This is a genomic window from Parapedomonas caeni (genome assembly GCF_041060555.1).
Taxonomy (GTDB): Bacteria; Pseudomonadota; Alphaproteobacteria; order Sphingomonadales; family Sphingomonadaceae; genus CAUJIW01.
On the sequence record NZ_JBEUDS010000011.1, the window covers coordinates 72,267 to 89,626 of the forward strand.

Genomic DNA, 17,360 nt, shown 5'->3' on the forward strand with positions numbered 1-17,360 from the left:
CTCCCCTGTCGCCCGTCATCCGGGCTGCTGTGTCAGTTCACTTCCATCAGTTCGATGGTGTTGCCGTCCGGGTCGGCGATCATTGCCGCCTTCACGCCCGGCCGGGGCGAGACGATGTCCGTGACGATGGGCACCGCCTGGGCCCGGCAGGCTAGGACGACGGCCTCCAGATTGGCAATGGTCACCGTGAAGTAGCGCAGCCCCGGCGCGTCGAGATAGCCACCGGTGACCCGCGCGCCCGGCGCCAGACGATCGACGGCGAAAATCTTGATCCGGCTGTCGCCGCAGCGAAAGCGCGCGATCCGGCCAGTACCGGGAATGCTGACCTCGCCATCCGGCGTCAGGCCGAGCACATCCTGATAGAAGGCGCGCATGGCCGGCCCGTTGCCGGTGACGAGACCGATATCGAGAGCAGGGCGGGTGGGGGTGAGCATCTCGGGGGTCTCCTCGGCTGGCGGTCGCGTCATCGGCGCAGGATCAGCGCTCCGTTGGGGGTGCTGTCGCAGGTGCTGATGAAGCAGGTTCGGGCGTCATCGATCTGGCTGGAGGCGGTGCCGCGCAGCTGGCGCACGCCTTCGCTGACCAGATTGGCGCCATGCAGGTAGACCTCCGACAGGCTGCCGCCGGCGGTGTTGGTGGGCAGCCGGCCATCCGCCGCCAGACCACCGTCGGCGGCGAAGGCGGCGGCCTCGCCCCGGCCACAGAAGCCGTAATTTTCCAGACTGAACAGCACCAGCGGCGAAAAGGCGTCGTAGATCTGCGCCACCTGCACGTCCGCCGGCTGGATGTCCGACTGGCGCCACAGGTTGGCGGCGGTGGCGGCGGAGGAGCTGACCAGCGGGTCGGCGCCGTGATAGTCGGTCATCAGCTGATGCTCGCGGCTCATGCCCTGGGAGAAGGCGTGGATCAGCACCGGGGTCTGCCGCAGGTCGCGGGCCCGTTCGGCGCTGGTGATGACAAAGGCGATGGCGCCGTCGCTTTCCAGGCAGTTGTCGAACAGGCACAGGGGGTCGGAGATCATCCGCGCCGCGCGATAGCCGGCCAGATCGAGCGGCTTGTCGCGCATCAGCGCCAGCGGGTTGGCGTTGGCATAGGCCCGCTGGGTCAGCGCCACGGCCGCCAGCTGGTCGCGTGTCGCGCCATATTCATGCATGTAGCGGCGCATGGTCACCGCCACTTCGTCGGCCGGGCGCAGCAGGCCGTGCGGGCGGGACCATTTCCAGTGATCGCCGACGCGCGGCTGCACGCCGGCCCATTGCCGCTTGGACGGGTCGCCCCGCTTGCGGGAACGCCAGACCACGCCGACCCGGGCGAGCCCGCTGGCGATCGCCAGGGCGACCTGGCCTAGAGCGCCGCAGATGGCGCCGCCGCCATGGGCGACCTGACTGAAGAAGTGCAGCTCGCCGAAGCCGAGGTTGCGGGCGATCTCGAACTCCGGCGTGGTTTCTTGAGTGAAGCAGCCCAGCGCATCCACCTCGTGCGCGGCGATACCGGCATCATCGAGCGCCGCGCGAATGGCCTGGCAGGCCAGCTGCAGTTCGGTCGGCGCCAGCTGTTTGGCGAAGGCCGTCTGGCCGATGCCGACGATGGCGGTGCGATCCCTGATCGGGGCCTCGACCGGGTTCTTGAGCGCGCTCATGCGGCACTCTCCACCGCGCGTTCGCCCGGGCCGACGCCCTCGTGGAACGGGTAGGGCTGGCCCAGCATGCCCAGCGCGCCGAACTCCCCGGCGAACTGCTGTATGAACACCGCTTCCAGCGCCTCGACGGTCCAGCCGTCCTCGCGATAGAGCGTCTTGCCGTAATGCGGCTGCACCATGTGGGCGACCCGCGTGCCGCCGCTGCCGAAGATCTGGCCGCTGACCTGGCGGGCGGCGTCGCTGGCGAGGAACACCACCAGCGCGCCGTTGCGCGTGGGGTCGACATAGGGCAGCGGCGTGCCGCCGGCGAAGGTTTCCGACATGCGGGTGGTGCCGGTGGGGCCGATGGCGTTGACGCGGATGCCGTAGCGGGCAAGCTCCAGTGCCCAGGTATAGGTCATCGAGGCGATGGCGCCCTTGGCGGCGGCGTAGTTGGTCTGGCCGAAGCTGCCGAAATGCGCGCCCGACGTGGTGTTGACGATGGCGCCGCCGCGACCCTGATCGCGCATCCGGGCGGCGGCGATCTGGGTGCACCAGAAGGTGCCCTTCACATGGACCGTCCACACCTGGTCGAACTCCTCGTCGCTCATCTTGAGAAACGAGCGATCGCGCAGGTTGCCGGCGTTGTTGACCAGAATGTCGAGGCCGCCGAACGCCGCGACGCTGGCGGCGATGAGGTCCTCGGCGCCGGCACGGCTGGCGATGTTGGCGGTGCTGGCGATGGCACTGCCGCCGGCCTCGGCGATCTCGCGCACCACCGCCTCGGCGGCGTCGGCGTCGATGTCGTTGACCACGACACGGGCGCCGGCGGCCGCCAGCGCCAGGCAATGGCCGCGCCCGATGCCGCGTCCGCCGCCGGTGACGATCGCCGCGCGTCCTGTCAGATGATTCATGCCGGTTCTCCCTGCTGTGCTGACGCGGCCTGCGGCGCGGCGATGGCCGCACCGGTCGTGGCCGCGTCGAATTGCGCGAACAGGGCAGCGCGCGCCCGTCGCATGTCGGCGATGTGGCTGTCTTTCACCGTGTCGTAGCCGCGCACCATCTCGGGCCAGGCGGCGATGCGCGCGGCCGTGGCGTGATTGGCCGGCGTGAGCTGGGCCAGCAACCGGCCGACATCGGCCTCATAGTCGCGGATCAGCGCCCGTTCGAGGCGCCGGTGCGTGGCATGGCCGAACGGGTCGGCCCAGCTGCCGCGCAGCCAGCGCAGCCGGGCCAGGCCCTTGAGCGCGGTCATCATCCACGGCCCGAAGCGGCGTTTGCGGTAGCGGCCGGTGGCCGGATCGCGCCCCTGCAGCACGGGTGGCGCCATATGGAACTCAACGGTGAAATCACCTTCGAATTCCTCGCGCAGTGCCGCCAGGAAGGCCGGATCGCTGTGCAGCCGGGCGACTTCATACTCATCCTTGTAGGTGAGCAGCTTGTAGTAATAGCGCGCCACCGCTTCGGCGAGATGGCTCTCGCCCGGCGCCACCCGCGCCTCCACCGCCTGCACCTGTGCCACCAGCGCCTGGTAGCGGGCGGCGTAGGCGGCGTCCTGATAGGCGGTCAGCTCCCGCACCCGCAGCGCGATGCGCGCCGCCAGCGACGGCGTATCGGCGGCAGCGGAGTCGGCCGATGCCGCTGCCGGGGCCAGCAGGGCGTGGACGCGGTCCGGGTCGTGGGCCAGCAGCCGACCCCAGGCCAGCCCGGCGCGGTTCATCGCCACCGCGACGCCATTGAGCGCGATCGCCCGCTCGATCGCCGCCAGCGACAGCGGCAGCCAGCCGCGCTGCCAGGCATAGCCCACCAGCAGCAGGTTGGTGGCGACCTCGTTGCCCATCAGGGCATAGGCGATCTCGGTGGCGGCGGTGAATTCCACGGTGTCGACACGCCGGCTGATCGCTTCCGCCATCGCCTCGGCCGACAGGTCGAGGTTGGGGTTGCGCGCGAAGTCGGCGGTCGGCGCCACATGCCGGTTGACGATGGCGCGGGTGCGGTCCGGCCGGGTGCGCGACAGCATGTCCGGGCTGGCGGTGACGACGATGTCGCTGCCGATCACCAGATCGGCCGCGGCGATGCGCGTGGCGTGCAGGGCATCGGGATGCGCCGCCAGCCGCACATGGCTCGCCACGGCGCCGTTGCGCTGCGCCAGGCCGGTGACATCCAGCACCGAGCAGCCACGGCCTTCCAGATGGGCCGCCATGCCGAGCATGGCGCCCAGCGTCACGACGCCCGCACCCCCGATGCCGGTGATCAGGATATTGTAGGGCACATCCAGTGCCGGCATCGCCGGCTGCGGCAGGGCCGCCGCCAGCGCGTGGATGTCGAGATCGCCGCCCCGATCCTGGCCGGGGATGCCGCCGCGCCGGCGTGGCGTTGCGCCGCGCAGGGTGACGAAGCTCGGGCAATAGCCTTCCAGGCAGGCGGTGTCCTTGTTGCAGGCGGACTGGTTGATCCGCCGCTTGCGGCCGAATTCGGTCTCGATGGGCTCGATGGCGATGCAGTTGGACTGCACCGAGCAGTCGCCGCAGCCTTCGCAGACGCGCGGGTTGATGACCACCCGGATGTCGGGCTCGACGGCCTTGCCGCGCTTGCGCCGCCGGCGCAGTTCGGTGGCGCAGGTCTGGTCATAGACGATGGCGGTGACGCCCGGCAGGATGCGCAGCCGTTTCTGCACCGCGTCGAGGTCGCGGCGGTGGTGCACGGTGACGCCCGGCGCGAAACGGGCCGATGCGTCATACTGGTCCGGGTTGTCGGTGACGACGACGATCGGGCCGACGCCCTCGGCGTCGAGCTGCCGGGTGAGATCATCGACGCGCATCTTGCCTTCGATCACCTGGCCGCCGGTCATGGCGATCGCGTCGTTGGCGAGGATCTTGTAGGTGATGTTCACCCTGGCGGCGACGGCGGCGCGGATCGCCAGCAGGCCGGAGTGATAATAGGTGCCGTCGCCGAGGTTCTGGAAAATGTGCGGCGTGTCGGTGAACGGCGCCATGCCGATCCACGGCGCGCCCTCGCCACCCATCTGGAACAGCGTCGGCGTGTTGCGCTCGGGCAGGAATGTCGCCATGCCGTGGCAGCCGATGCCGCCGAACGCCATGCTGCCGTCGGGCACCCGTGTCGAGCTGTTGTGCGGGCAGCCGGCGCAGAAACTGGGCAGGCGGGTGAGCGCGCCCGGCGCGGCGGGCAGGTTCTGCGGCGTGGCCCAGGCGCGCAGCCGGGCGTCCAGCGCGGTGTCCGGGCTCAGGCGCTGCAATTGATCGCCGATGATCAGCGCCAGCGGCTGGGCTGCCAGCTCGCCCTCGGCCGGCACCAGCGGCGCGCCGTTCTCATCGTGCTTGCCCAGCAGCACTGGTCGCGTGGCGCGATTGACCAGCAGGCGCGCGATCTGATCCTCGATGACCGGGCGCTTTTCCTCGATCACCAGCACCGCCTCGAAGCCGTCGATGACGTCGAGCAGTCCGTCCGGCTCCAGCGGCCACGGCATCGCCACCTTATAGAGCGCCAGTCCCAGCGCCTGACAACGCGCGGCGTCCAGCCCCAGCGCATCGAGCGCCTGCATGACATCCTGGGTCGCCTTGCCGCTGGTGACGATGGCCAGCCGGCGAACGTCACCGGGCGCGATGATCGCCCGGTTGAGGCCGTTGGCGCGCACATAGGCCAGCACGGCCGGCAGGCGTTCCTGATACTGGCGCTTCTCGGCCACCAGCGCCGGCACGCCCCAGCGGGTGGCGCGGGCGCCATCGTCGGCGATGCCGTCCGGCATGACGATCCGTACCCGGTCCGGGTCGACCGCGACCGAGGCACTGCTCTCGATGGTGTCGGTGACGCATTTCATGCCGATCCAGCAGCCGCTCAGCCGGGACATGGCGAAGCCGTGCAGGCCGAAGTCGAGATAATCCTGCACGCTCGCGGGGTTGAGATAGGGCATGCCGAAGTGGATGAAGGCATGGTCGCTCTGGTGCGCGGTGGTGGAGGATTTGGCGCCATGGTCGTCGCCGGCCAGCACCAGCACGCCGCCGTGGCGCGCGGTGCCGGCATAGCTGCCGTGCTTCAGCGCGTCGCCGGAGCGGTCGACGCCGGGGCCCTTGCCGTACCAGATGCCGAACACCCCGTCGTAGCGCGCGCCGGGTACCAGCCCGACCTGCTGCGAACCCCAGACCGCCGTGGCGCCGAGGTCCTCGTTGAGGCCGGGCTGGAAATGGACATGGTGCTCGGCCAGCAGCGGGGCTGCCTGCTTCAGGGCGATGTCGTAGCCGCCCAGCGGCGAGCCGGTATAGCCCGAGATGAAGCCTGCCGTGTTGAGCCCGGCGGCCAGGTCGCGCTGGCGCTGCATCATCGGCAGCCGCACCAGCGCCTGCGAGCCGGACAGGAACACCCGCCCCGTCGTGCGGGTGTAGCGGTCGTCGAGCGCGTAACCGGTGTCGATCGCGGCGGGCGCCGGCGCGGCAGGGGCGGTGGCGGTGGTCATTGGCCGGCGGCGCCGTTGCGTTGGCGGGCGGCCTCGCCGGCGGCGATCACCGCTTCCACCAGACCATCATGGCCCCAGACATCGCCCTCGCAGAATTCGTTGGGCGACCAGGTGTCATCGAGCAGCTTGCCGTCGCAGCCGATCTCGACGTCGAAGCCGCCGGGCGAGCGCATGTAGAACGACAGCATGCCGTCGTTGCGATGGCGCCCGAGGCTGCTGACGATGCTGACGCCGGCCTGGCGGGCGCGGTCGAGCGTCCGGCCGACGTCATCGATGTTCGCCATCTCCAGCAGCATGTGCTGCAGCGCATTGCCGCTGCCGAGGTCGACCATCGCCAGACTGTGGTGGCGCGGATTGCAGCGCAGGAACTGCAACGCGCTGTCCGGGCCGTAGCGGATGTAGTCCGACAGCCGGAAACCCAGCAGGCGGGTGTAGAAGTCGAAGCAGCGCGCCTGCTCGCGCACGAACAGATTGACGTGGCCCAGCCCGAGATGCCCGGCGACGAAGCGCTGGCCGGCGACGGGCGAGGCGAAGTTGTAGTCGGTGGTCGGGCCGTAGAACAGCTCCAGCGCGTTGCCCGACGGGTCGTGCAGGAAGGCGATGCGGGTGACCGCGCGCGCGTACGCCTCGGCCGGCGTGCCGAGCCGCACGGCGATGCCTTCGGCCTGCAGTTCGGCAACACCGGCCTCGAACTCCAGCGGCCCGGCCAGTTCCAGGCCGAGGTAGAGCAGGTCGGCGGCGCCGTCGGTGGGGTGAACGGCGAGCCGCCACTGCCGCTCGTCCATCTTGAGATAGACCGTGCCATCCGGCCCGACGCCGGGGTCGCCGCGGTCGCGGTCGGGGGCCCAGCCCTGGCCGGGGATGGCGCGCGCCGGCATCAGGCCGAGCACCTGCGTGCCATAGGCCAGCCAGGCGCGCGGGTCGCGGCTGCCAAGACCGATATAGCCAAGCGATTTGATGTTCATCAGGACAGATCCTCACGGGAGGCCGGCGTGCCGGCCGGGATGGCGGCTGGGGTCGGCGTCGACAGCGTCCAGCAGGGCAGGGTGGTGTCGTCGGTGACGGCGATGAAATGCACAGCGACCGGCGCGCCGATGCCGACCTGGGCCGGGTCGACGCCGCCGATGGCGCTGGCGCCGGGTGCGGCCAGCGCGCCCACCAGCCGCAGGCCGGGATGATCGTCGAGCTCGACGACGCCCACGACATAGGGCAGCAGCGCGGCGAACGCCGGCAGCAGTGGCGGGTTGGGCACGGCGTATGACCACAGGCGCCCGGTACCGGCGGCCGGCCGCCAGACGAAGGCATCGGCCCGGCAGTGCGGGCACATGGCGCGGGGCGGATGGTGCGCGCGGCCGCAGTCGGCACAGTGCTGGATCAGCAATTGGCCGTGTCGGCAGCCGGCCCAGAACGGCGCGTCCACCGGATCGTCGAGGGTGGGCAGGGGGATGCTCTCGATCACGCGGCCTGCTCCTGCGGACGATAGAGGATTTTCCAGTCGAACACGACCGCCGGCCGCTCGTTGCCCACCGCGTGGATGGCGACGTTGAGAGTGACCATGGTGCCATCGGGGCGCGCCTCGACCGCCGCGATGCGGGTGTGGCCGTGCAGCGCGGTGCCGGCCGTCACCGGTGCCAGGAAGCGCACCCGGTCGAGGCCGTAATTCAGTGCATTGCCGTGGCCGCCGATGTCGAGGTCGGGCGTCTTTTTCAGCATCGGCGCCAACGCCAGCAGCAGGAAGCCGTGGGCGATGGTGGCGCCGAACGGGCTTTCCCGTGCCGCTCGCGCGGTGTCGACGTGAATCCACTGCTGGTCGCCGGTCATCTCGGCGAAAGCGTCGATCATCGGCTGGCCGACGGTGACGGCGGGGCTCCACGGTCCGAATTCCGGCCGCACCAGCGCGGTCAGGGCGGCGATGTCATCGAAGCGAACAGTGGTCATGGCTGGCCTGCGGGACTGAAGGGTTGGCTGGAGGTCTGGCCGGGATCGGTGAGGCCGGCGCGGCGCAATCGGGCGCTGGCCTGCAGCTCCGCGGCGAGCGCCTGCTCGACACTGCGGCCGGCGCCGGCCGCCAGGGCGGTCTTGCAGGCGCGGTAGGCGGCGCGATCGAAGCCGGCCATGCGGGTGGCGAGGTCCAGCGCGCGAGCCAGTAGCGCGGCATCGGGCAGCACCTCGGCGACCAGCCCGCAGGCGTGCGCGGCTGTGGCATCGACCGGACCACCGGCGAGCATCATCTGCCGGGCACGTCCCTCGCCGACGAGGCGCGGCAGCAGGGCGCTTGAGCCCATGCCCGGCATCAGGCCAAGCCGCGGGAAGGGGAAGTCGAGCACGGCGCTCTCGGCCGCCAGACGGATGTCGAACGGCAGGGTCATGGTGGCGCCGATCCCCACCGCCGGGCCGTTGATGGCGACCAGCGTCGGCTTGGCGAAGGCGTGCAGTTCCGGCGCGAATCCGCGAATGAAGAATTCCTCGCCGATGCGCAGGCCGTTGCGGGCGCGCGCGCCGGTCAGCAGGTCGCGGTCGGCACCGGCGCAGAAGGCGCGCCCGGCACCGGTGACGAGCACGGCACCGATGTCGTCGTCCGCCGCGCTGTCGCGGAAGGCGGCGACCAGCGCGTCCCCCATGTCCGGCGTGTAGGCGTTGAGCCGCGCTGGCCGGTTGAGGGTGATCAGCGCGACCGGGCCGTGGCGGGCCACCGTGATGTCGAGGCATTCACTCATGCAGCAGGTCCAGCGTCAGCGGCGGCCAGTTGGGGGCGCGCCGTTCGCGGAAGGCGGCGATACCCTCCTGAAAATCCGGGCCGGCGTTGTTGGCCTGGATTTCCGCCCAGGCACGATCGAGTGCTGCGTGCAGCGGCAGTTCGAGCGACTGCCAGATCGCCCGCTTGGTCCGGGCCATGGCGCCGGGCGAGTTGCGGGCGATGATGCGGGCAACCGCCTCGGCGCGTGCCAGCAGCTCGCCGGCCGGCACCACATCGCCGACCATGCCGAGCGCCATCGCCCGGGCCGCGTCCAGCCGCGCCTCGCGGCCCATCAGCGCCATGCGCAGCACCGCCTCCAGCGGCATCCGCCGGGCCAGCGACACCGGCTCAAGGCCCGCCACCAGACCCACGCTGACATGGCTGTCGCTGAAGCTGGCATGCTCGGCGGCGATCACGATGTCCGCGTCGGCGACGAAATGCAGGCCACCGCCGACGGTCAGGCCGTTGACGGCGCAGATCACCGGCTTCCACACCTTGTTCTGGATCGCCGTCCACCGCAGACCATCGGCGGAGTCCATCTCCGGGCGCGGCAGATCGGCGACGTCGGCGCCGGAACAGAACGCCCGCTCACCCGCGCCGGTGACGATGGCGACAATCGCCGCCGGGTCTTCGTTGAACCGCTGCCAGACCTGCGGCAACTCCAGATGCATCTGGTGATTGATCGCGTTGTGGCGGTCCGGCCGGTTGAGCCGGATGGTGGCGATGCCGGCATCGAGCCTGTAGTCGATGGTGTCAAACATGGGCGAACTCCCGCGTGCCGGCGACGGTCGCCCCGGGGGAGGCGGCAGGCAGCGTGAGGCGGGCGATATGGTCTTCCAGCACCTCGGGACTGCCATTGAGCAGCTGCCACTGCTTGGCGCGGCGGAAAAACAGCTGCGGGTCGGCCTCGATGGTGTAGCCGATGCCGCCGTGAACCTGGATCGCCAGCATCGACACCCGGCGGAACATGGCGCCGGCTTGCAGCTTGGCCATGGCGGCGACGGCCTGCCAGTCGCGATCGGCATCGTGCAGCCAGGCTGCCTGAAGGGTCAGCGTCTGGCAGCCTTCGATGGCGACCGCCGCTTCCGCCAGATCGTGGGCCAGTGCCTGAAAGCCACCGATGGGCCGGCCGAAGGCATGGCGTTCCTTGGCGTAGGCAACGCTGATCTCGTGCACCCGGCGTGCCGCACCGACAGCCTGGGCCGCCTGCGGTATGCAGCCCAGCAGCTGCGCGTCCCGCCAGGCGCCAGCGACATCCGGCAGCGACAGCCGGTGACCGGCCTCGGCGATGACCCCGGCGCAGCTGACGCGATAATGCGGCTCCGAGCCCAGCAGCTGCTGGCGCGCGGTGTGCAGGCCCGCAAGTCCGGCCGGCAGCAGCAGCGCCATGGCGGCGCCGCTGGTGGTGCAGCGTGCGCGGGCCAGCAGCGCGTCGGCAGCGCCCGCGAACGGCACAAAGGAGAGTGTGCCATCGAGGCGGTAGCCATCGGCCACCGGCGTTGCGACGAGGTCGTCGTCACTCCCGGCGATGGCGACCGCCACCACGGTCTCGCCGCTGGCGATGCGGCCGAGCCAGTCGCGGACGACCGCCGAGTCGGTGGACGCCGCCAGCAGTCGGGCGGCCAGCACGGCACTGGTGAAGTGCGGCGACGGCACCAGATGGCGGCCGAACGCTTCATAGACGAGTGCCGTCTCCAGCAGTCCCAGGCCGAGACCACCCGCGTCGGGTGCGATATTCAGACCCGTGAGCCCCAGCGCGCCGATCTGGCGCCACAGCGCGGGGCAATAGCCGGCCGGGCTGTTCTCCACCGCGCGCAACCGTTCCAGCGGGAACTGGTCGGCGCACAGTTGCTGCACCATTTCGGCCAGCAGCCGCTGCTCGTCGGAAAAGCCCAGTTCCATGGCGAAAATCGTCCCCAAGTGCGTTTGTTGCGGCAAGCCTGCCCGAGGGTGGCCTTTGACTGCCACTCTGTTCGCGCTCACATTTCCGGTGTCCGATCAGGCGACCGGATCAGGGCTTCCAGTCAGCCGGCGAACAGCGCCACGGCGACGGCGCGCCGGGCTCGCGTGGCAGCGCCAGCCGGGCCGTGGCGGTGGTCACCACGCGATCCTGGCACTTCAGTTCGATGTCCACCTCGACCCAGCACAACGGGTGGCCGTGGCTGGCGACATCGACGATCATGCCGGAAAAATGCACATCCGCCGCCGGACAGATGGGCCGGCGCATGGCGAAGCGCAGGCGCCCGATGCGCCCCTCCGGGCCGCTCCAGTCGGTGACATAACGACTGATCAGCCCGGCTTGGGTGTAATTGTTCATGATAATGTCCGGCAGCCCGGCTTTGCGGGCATGTTCCGGATCGTGATGCTGCGGCTGCCAGTCGCGGCTGGCGGTGGCGCCCATGATGATCATCTTGCGCGTCACCGGGACGACGACATCGGGCAGCGGCAGGCCGACCTTGAGCGAGCGGGCATCCATCAGTGCGGCTCCTTGTCATGGGCTTTGTCATGCGCTGGCGGTTTGTCATAGCCCAGCAAGTGCAGCGTCTGGATGCCGGCGAGCTGGCCATCGGGCTTGCGATACACCACGTCGATCACCCAGCTGCGACCCCGGCCGAGCCGGGTGTCATGCACCGGGCTGACGCTGCGCAGGATCTGTTCGGCGCGCACGGAATCGCCCGGGCGCAACGGCTCGTGCAGCACCAGTTCGACCTCGCGGACCAGGCCATGGGTGATGCCCAGCGCGTCCTTTACCATGAAATGCAGTTCCAGCGTGCGCAGGGCCGGCGTCGCGCGGTCGGGCAGCCAGTCGTGTTCGATCGCCCAGCTCGGCAGCATCGCCGGCGGCGCGATCACCGAGCCGGTCAGCGCCTCGGCGGCGGCATAGGTCCAGTAGAGCGGATTGCCGTCCTGCACCGCGACGCAGAAATTCGCCCACAATCCACGCTCAACGGTGATGACGTGATCGACCACGATGACGGGCTTGCCGATCCAGCCGGCCACGAGGTCCGGAAGATCATCCATGGCGGTTCTCCCCTTGGCATTTTTTTGCGCGGCCTGAGTGTGTTCCGGTCCCGGCCACGCCGCGAGGTTCATCTAGTCATCATCGCCCGGGCGCGGCAATTGGCGGCCGGTCAAAGCGATGATGGCCCGAGTAGAATGCGAGCAATCGGCGGTGCGAGATGCAGGCATCGACAAGCAGGCGGCCGCCGCCGCGATCATGTACATCCTGGGGAATGCAGTGGGCCTGACACAGTCTCTCTGGCGGGCGCCGGACACCGACCCGGCGCTGGACAGAATTTCCATCGGCGACTCTCTTCGGCGCGCGGCGCGCCGCTGGCCGGACCGCGAGGCGATGGTCTACGCGCATCAGGCGGCGATCGCGGACACGCGGCTCACCTATGGCGCGCTGGACACGCTGACGGACCGGCTGGCGGCGGCGCTGCTGGCGGATGGCTACCAGCCCGGCGAGCGGGTGGCGATCTGGGGCCCGAACCATCCGGCGTGGATCGTGCTGGAGTATGCACTGGCCAAGGCCGGTCTGGTGATCGTCGCGCTCAATCCGCTCTACAAGGCGCTGGAACTGCGTCATGCGCTGGCGGACTCTCGTGCGGTGGGGCTGTTTCATGCCGACACGGCCGGCGGCGGCCCGATGCGCGACATCGTGGACGCGGTACGCGCCGAGCTGCCGGCGTTGCGCGCGGTGCATGATTTCACCGGCGACGTCGAGGCGCTGCTGCAACGCGGTGGTGACGCCGGCGCGCTGCCGGACGTCGACCCCGACGGCCTGTTCATGATCCAGTACACCTCCGGCACCACCGGCGTGCCCAAGGCGGCGTTGCTGCCCCATGCCGGGGTCGCCACCATCGCCGCGCGCTCCTACCAGTCCTGGCAGTTCGGCCCCGGCGACCGGGTGTGCCACGGCTTTCCGATGTTCCATGTCGGCGGCTCGGCCAATTCAACGCCGGGATCGCTGATCGTCGGCGCCACCACACTGCCCATCTACATCTTCAAGGCCCGCGAGGCGCTGGACATTCTGGAGCAAGAACGCTGCACCGGCTTCATCGGCGTGCCGACCATGCTGGCCGCGATGATGGAAGATCCGTCGTTTGGCGCGCGCGATCTCTCGGCCTTGCGGCGTATCGTGGTCGGCGGGGCGCCGGTGCCGTCGCCGTTCCTGCGCCGCTGCGAGGCGGCCTTCGGGGTCGAGATGCTGAACGGCTACGGCCAGACGGAAAGCTGCGGCGTCATGACCAGCGTGCGTTCCGGCGATGACGAGCATCACAAGACCGAGACCAGCGGCGTGGCGCTGCCGGGCGTCAATCTGAAGGTGGTGGGCGCCGATGGCGCCATCCTGCCCTGCGGCGAGACCGGCGAGCTGTGCGTGCGCGGCCCGGGCATGATGATGGGCTATGGCGATCCGCAGGCCTCGGCGCGCGCTTTCGATGCCGAGGGCTGGCTGCGCACGGGCGACCTCGCGACCATGGATGCCGAGGGCTATGTCCGCATCGTCGGCCGCCTGAAGGAGATGATCATTCGCGGCGGCGAGAATCTCTACCCCGCCGAGATCGAACGGCACCTCATCGATCACCCGGATGTGGCGGAAGCGGCGGTGATCGGCATTCCCGACCCGAAATACGGAGAGGAGGTCTGCGCGGTGCTGCGGCCACGCTCGCCTGACCATGTCGCGCCGGAAGTGATCCGCGCCTGGTGTCAGGATCGGCTGTCGCGCTGGAAAGTGCCGCGCCATGTGGTGTGGGTCGAGGCCATGCCGACCACGCCATCGGGCAAAATTCGCAAGCATGAGTTGAAGGACAGGATCATCGGCCTGCTGGCGATCGATGACGTGCATCCAGGGGAGAAGGCATCATGAATTACGATAGCTACCAGTTCCTCAAGATCGAGCGGGCGGACCGCATCCTGACGGTGACGCTGAACCGGCCGGAGGTGAAGAACGCCGCCAATCCACGGATGCACGACGAGCTGTCGCGGATCTTTTCCGACATCGCCCGCGACGAGGCGGTCGACGTGGTGGTGCTGACCGGGGCCGGCAATGCCTTCTGCGCCGGCGGCGACCTTGACTGGCTGGTGTCGCTCAACGGCGATCCCGTGGCGACCGCCGCCAGCATCGACAACGACCGGCGCATCCAGAACAGTCTGCTGGACCTGGAGAAGCCGATCATCGCCCGCGTCGTTGGTCCGGCGGTCGGTCTGGGCTGCTCGCTGGCGCTGTTCTGCGACATGGTGTTCGCCACGCCGGAGGCCCGCTTCGCCGATCCGCATGTGCTGGTGGGACTGGTCGCCGGCGATGGCGGCGCGGTGATCTGGCCGCAACTGGTCGGCGTGGCGCGCGCCAAGCGCTATCTGCTGACCGGTGACCCGATCACCGGCAAGGAGGCGGCGGAAATCGGCCTGATCACCGCCGCCGTGCCCGCCGACGAGATCGACGCGGCGGTGGCGGCGATGGCCGGTCGACTGGCCGCCGGCGCGCCCTACGCCATCAAGTGGACCAAGGCCTCGATCAACGCCGGCCTCAAGGTGATGGCCAATGCCATCATCGACCGGGCCGCGGCCTACGAGAACATGACGATGATGACGGCGGATCATCGCATTGCGCTGGAGGCGATGAAGGCGCGGGAGAAGCCGAAATTCACCGGCCGGTGACGGGTACAGCTTATGCGAGTGCCCTGTCACAATTGATGCGATGTCATTGCAACGCGCAACGAGTTAAATGTGAGCGATTTGTTCGACAATGATCGGTCTGCGCATCAAGCTCCACATCAAGGGGCGACGGATCGTGGCCAGGGGGAGGGGTCGAGAGAGTCGGCAGGTCAACCGATGACCCGGCATGACCGGAATCGGCGTCCACCCATCGCATAACGCAGACGCACACCGGGAATACGTCCGGCAAACCGGCGGTTCGGTGCCCGTTGAACAACGCCGGGTGTGCAGGCGAAAAAAAATCTCATTGGGGAGAGCAAGAGATGAAGCAGGCAAGCGTGAATCGGTTGATGGGCGGCAGTGCACTGGCGCTGGCGATGCTGATGGCGGTCGGCGCCCGGGCAGCGGAGGCTGATGCGGCCAGCGGCGGCGCCAATGCCGGCGCGAGTGCCGAGGAGGCCGTCAGCATCGGCGATATCGTGGTCACCGCGCAGAAGCGTTCCGAGCGCCTGGCCGACGTGCCGATGTCGATCACCGCCATGACCGGCGACCAGATGCTGAAGTCCGGCATCACCGATCCCACGCAATTGTCGCAGATCGTGCCCGGCTTCAGCTATCAGCCCGGCGCCTTCGGCGCGCCGATCCTGTCCATTCGCGGCATCGGCTTCAACGATAATTCGGTCAGCGCCGGACCGGCGGTGACGGCCTATGTCGATCAGGTCGCCTTGCCCTATTCGGTGATGGCGCGCGGGGCGATGCTCGATCTGGAGCGCGTCGAGGTACTCAAAGGCCCGCAGGGCACGTTGTTCGGCATGAACTCGACCGGCGGCGCCATCAACTTCATCGCCGCCAAGCCGACCCCCGATATGGCCGCCGGTCTCGATCTGAAATATGGCCGCTTCAACGAGGTCACCGCGAGCGGCTTCATCAGCGGGCCGCTGGGCGACACGCTGCGCGCCCGCCTGGCGCTGCAATATGAGCGCGCCGACGGCTGGCAGCGCAGCGCCACGCGCCCCGGCGACAAGCTCGGCGACAAGGAATTCGTCAATGGCCGGCTGCTGCTCGACTGGACGCCGAGCGACCGGCTGTCGTTCGAGCTGTCGGTCAGCATGTGGCACGACGGCTCGGAAAGCCAGGCGGCGCAGTTCGTGCAGTTCTCGCCGGCCGTCGCGGTGACGCCGATCACCCAGTACATCGCCGATGCCATGAGTGCGGCGCCCACCGTCGGCGACAGCGCCCGCGAAGCCGACTGGGACGCCAATGGCGACTATGACCGGGACGACAATTTCTACCAGGGCGCGCTGCGCGCCGACTGGCGGATGACCGACAGCATCACGCTGACCTCGATCACCGCCTATTCGGAGTTTCACGGCCAGTCGCCGATCGATGTCGACGGCACGGCGTTCACCGCCTTCAACGTCTCGTCGCACAAGTCCTATCTGCGGTCGTTCGCCCAGGAACTGCGGCTGGATGGCGATGTCGGGCCGCTGCGCTGGATGGTGGGCGCCAATTATCAGGACGACATCGCCGACGAATCGACGCTCAACCAGAACCAGGCGACCAACAACCAGATCGGCCCCTTCCTGTTCACCCAGACCGGCCAGATCGCCAATCAGGACATCGAGACCAAGTCGGCCTTCGGCAGCCTCGACTACCATGTCACCGACGCTCTGACGCTGCAGGCATCGGCCCGTTACACCAAGCAGAACCGCGATTTCATCGGCTGCATCCATGACGCGCCGGTGGGGCCGGCCGGCGTCACGGCGGCGGAAGCGTTCAGCTGGCTGGCGTCTTTCCTGTCCGGCCGCGCGATCACCGTGCCGGCGGGCGGCTGCCTGACCATGGATGACGCGACGTTCAATCCGCAGTTCGCCACCTCCAGCCTGAACGAGGACAATGTGTCGTGGCGGCTGGGTGCGGACTATCGCCTCAGCCCGCGGGCGATGGTCTATGCCAACGTCACCAAAGGCTACAAGTCGGGCAGCTACTCGCTGGTGCCGGGCATTCTGGCCAGCCAGTTCACGCCGGTGACGCAGGAATCGGTGCTGGCTGTCGAGACCGGCACCCGTCTGTCGACACCCGGCAACGTGCTGGAGGCCGATCTGGCGGTCTTTTATGCCGATTATCGCGACAAGCAGCTCAAGGGCATCGTGCTGAACCAGGTGTTCGGGCCGCTGCCGCAGCTGGTGAACATCCCCAAGTCGGAGATCTACGGCTTCGAGTTCAACCTGGTCGCCCGCCCGACCGAGGGGCTGCGGCTGACCGGTGGTCTTACCTATGTGAAGTCGAAGGTGCTGAAGGATCCGGTGGCGCCGGCGGAGCCGCGCGATCCCTATGGCGTGCTGACCAGCTATATTGGCGAGGCCTTCCCCAACACGCCGAAATGGCAGTTCATCGGTGACGCGGAATATCGCTTCCCGGTCGGCAGCGCTGGCATGGAGGCCTATGTCGGCGCCTCGCTCAGCTATCGCAGCAAGAGCACGGCGGCCTTCGCGGCGGACGACACGTTCGAATTGCCGGATTATGCGCTGCTGGATTTGCGGGCGGGCGTCGAGAGCGGCGATGGCCGCTGGTCGGGGCAGATCTGGGGGCGCAACGTCACCAACAAATATTACTGGAACAACGTCACCCACCTTACCGATTACGTCTCCAAACTGGCGGGTATGCCGGCGACCTACGGTATTTCCCTCAGCGTGCGTTACTAGACCTTGATCGCTTCAGGCTGAATCGGCCTGAAGCGTGAATCATGGTCTGCATTTTTGAGAATAGCCTGGTTCGCGTTTGAGATGACGGTGTGGTCGCTGTCCTCTCAAACGATCAGGCGATCGGTCTTCCTCAGGCGTGGACTGGCGGGCGGGGCGGATTTTCCGCGCTCG

At 68.8% G+C, this 17,360-nt stretch carries 15 protein-coding genes; 3 read left to right on the forward strand and 12 right to left on the reverse strand.

From position 1 onward, the window contains the following. Positions 1-32 precede the first annotated feature (32 nt). The 12 genes from ABU113_RS09385 to ABU113_RS09440 all read right to left on the reverse strand — a co-directional run bounded on the left by ABU113_RS09385 (position 33) and on the right by ABU113_RS09440 (position 11,847). A complete protein-coding gene (locus tag ABU113_RS09385; protein ID WP_454559254.1) occupies positions 33-467 on the reverse strand; it encodes a VOC family protein in 435 nt (144 codons plus the stop codon). Then, a complete protein-coding gene (locus tag ABU113_RS09390) occupies positions 464-1,639 on the reverse strand; it encodes a thiolase C-terminal domain-containing protein (protein ID WP_454559255.1) in 1,176 nt (391 codons plus the stop codon). The genes ABU113_RS09385 and ABU113_RS09390 overlap by 4 nt, the downstream gene beginning before the upstream one ends. Next, a complete protein-coding gene (locus tag ABU113_RS09395; protein WP_454559256.1) occupies positions 1,636-2,532 on the reverse strand; it encodes an SDR family NAD(P)-dependent oxidoreductase in 897 nt (298 codons plus the stop codon). The genes ABU113_RS09390 and ABU113_RS09395 overlap by 4 nt, the downstream gene beginning before the upstream one ends. After that, positions 2,529-6,089 carry an indolepyruvate ferredoxin oxidoreductase family protein gene (locus tag ABU113_RS09400; RefSeq protein WP_454559257.1) on the reverse strand — a complete coding sequence of 1,187 codons (3,561 nt, stop codon included), beginning with the start codon at positions 6,087-6,089 and terminating at the stop codon, positions 2,529-2,531. The genes ABU113_RS09395 and ABU113_RS09400 overlap by 4 nt, the downstream gene beginning before the upstream one ends. After that, positions 6,086-7,054, reverse strand: a complete 969-nt coding sequence (locus ABU113_RS09405) for a VOC family protein (protein WP_454559258.1) — start codon at positions 7,052-7,054, stop codon at positions 6,086-6,088. The genes ABU113_RS09400 and ABU113_RS09405 overlap by 4 nt, the downstream gene beginning before the upstream one ends. Continuing rightward, positions 7,054-7,548, reverse strand: coding sequence for a Zn-ribbon domain-containing OB-fold protein (locus ABU113_RS09410; protein WP_454559259.1), 495 nt, complete (start codon positions 7,546-7,548; stop codon positions 7,054-7,056). The genes ABU113_RS09405 and ABU113_RS09410 overlap by 1 nt, the downstream gene beginning before the upstream one ends. Then, positions 7,545-8,027, reverse strand: coding sequence for a MaoC family dehydratase (locus tag ABU113_RS09415; protein ID WP_454559260.1), 483 nt, complete (start codon positions 8,025-8,027; stop codon positions 7,545-7,547). The genes ABU113_RS09410 and ABU113_RS09415 overlap by 4 nt, the downstream gene beginning before the upstream one ends. Next, positions 8,024-8,806, reverse strand: coding sequence for an enoyl-CoA hydratase/isomerase family protein (locus tag ABU113_RS09420; RefSeq protein WP_454559261.1), 783 nt, complete (start codon positions 8,804-8,806; stop codon positions 8,024-8,026). The genes ABU113_RS09415 and ABU113_RS09420 overlap by 4 nt, the downstream gene beginning before the upstream one ends. After that, positions 8,799-9,587, reverse strand: coding sequence for an enoyl-CoA hydratase/isomerase family protein (locus ABU113_RS09425; RefSeq protein ID WP_454559262.1), 789 nt, complete (start codon positions 9,585-9,587; stop codon positions 8,799-8,801). The genes ABU113_RS09420 and ABU113_RS09425 overlap by 8 nt, the downstream gene beginning before the upstream one ends. Further along, positions 9,580-10,746: an acyl-CoA dehydrogenase family protein gene (locus ABU113_RS09430; RefSeq protein WP_454559263.1), complete on the reverse strand. Its 1,167-nt coding sequence runs from the start codon at positions 10,744-10,746 to the stop codon at positions 9,580-9,582. The genes ABU113_RS09425 and ABU113_RS09430 overlap by 8 nt, the downstream gene beginning before the upstream one ends. Positions 10,747-10,837: 91 nt before the next feature. Further along, positions 10,838-11,302, reverse strand: coding sequence for a MaoC/PaaZ C-terminal domain-containing protein (locus ABU113_RS09435; protein ID WP_454559264.1), 465 nt, complete (start codon positions 11,300-11,302; stop codon positions 10,838-10,840). Continuing rightward, positions 11,302-11,847: an FAS1-like dehydratase domain-containing protein gene (locus ABU113_RS09440; protein ID WP_454559265.1), complete on the reverse strand. Its 546-nt coding sequence runs from the start codon at positions 11,845-11,847 to the stop codon at positions 11,302-11,304. Before ABU113_RS09440 ends, ABU113_RS09435 begins: the two co-directional genes overlap by 1 nt. 151 nt (positions 11,848-11,998) lie before the next feature. On the opposite strand from ABU113_RS09440, the gene ABU113_RS09445 reads away from it, so the two are divergent. From ABU113_RS09445 to ABU113_RS09455, 3 genes are all read left to right on the forward strand, one after another. Next, complete coding sequence (locus tag ABU113_RS09445) at positions 11,999-13,696, forward strand: class I adenylate-forming enzyme family protein (protein WP_454559266.1); 1,698 nt, start codon at positions 11,999-12,001, stop codon at positions 13,694-13,696. Further along, positions 13,693-14,487: an enoyl-CoA hydratase/isomerase family protein gene (locus ABU113_RS09450; protein ID WP_454559267.1), complete on the forward strand. Its 795-nt coding sequence runs from the start codon at positions 13,693-13,695 to the stop codon at positions 14,485-14,487. Before ABU113_RS09445 ends, ABU113_RS09450 begins: the two co-directional genes overlap by 4 nt. A 320-nt stretch (positions 14,488-14,807) precedes the next feature. Further along, a complete protein-coding gene (locus ABU113_RS09455; RefSeq protein WP_454559268.1) occupies positions 14,808-17,189 on the forward strand; it encodes a TonB-dependent receptor in 2,382 nt (793 codons plus the stop codon). The last annotated feature ends 171 nt before the right edge of the window (positions 17,190-17,360 follow it).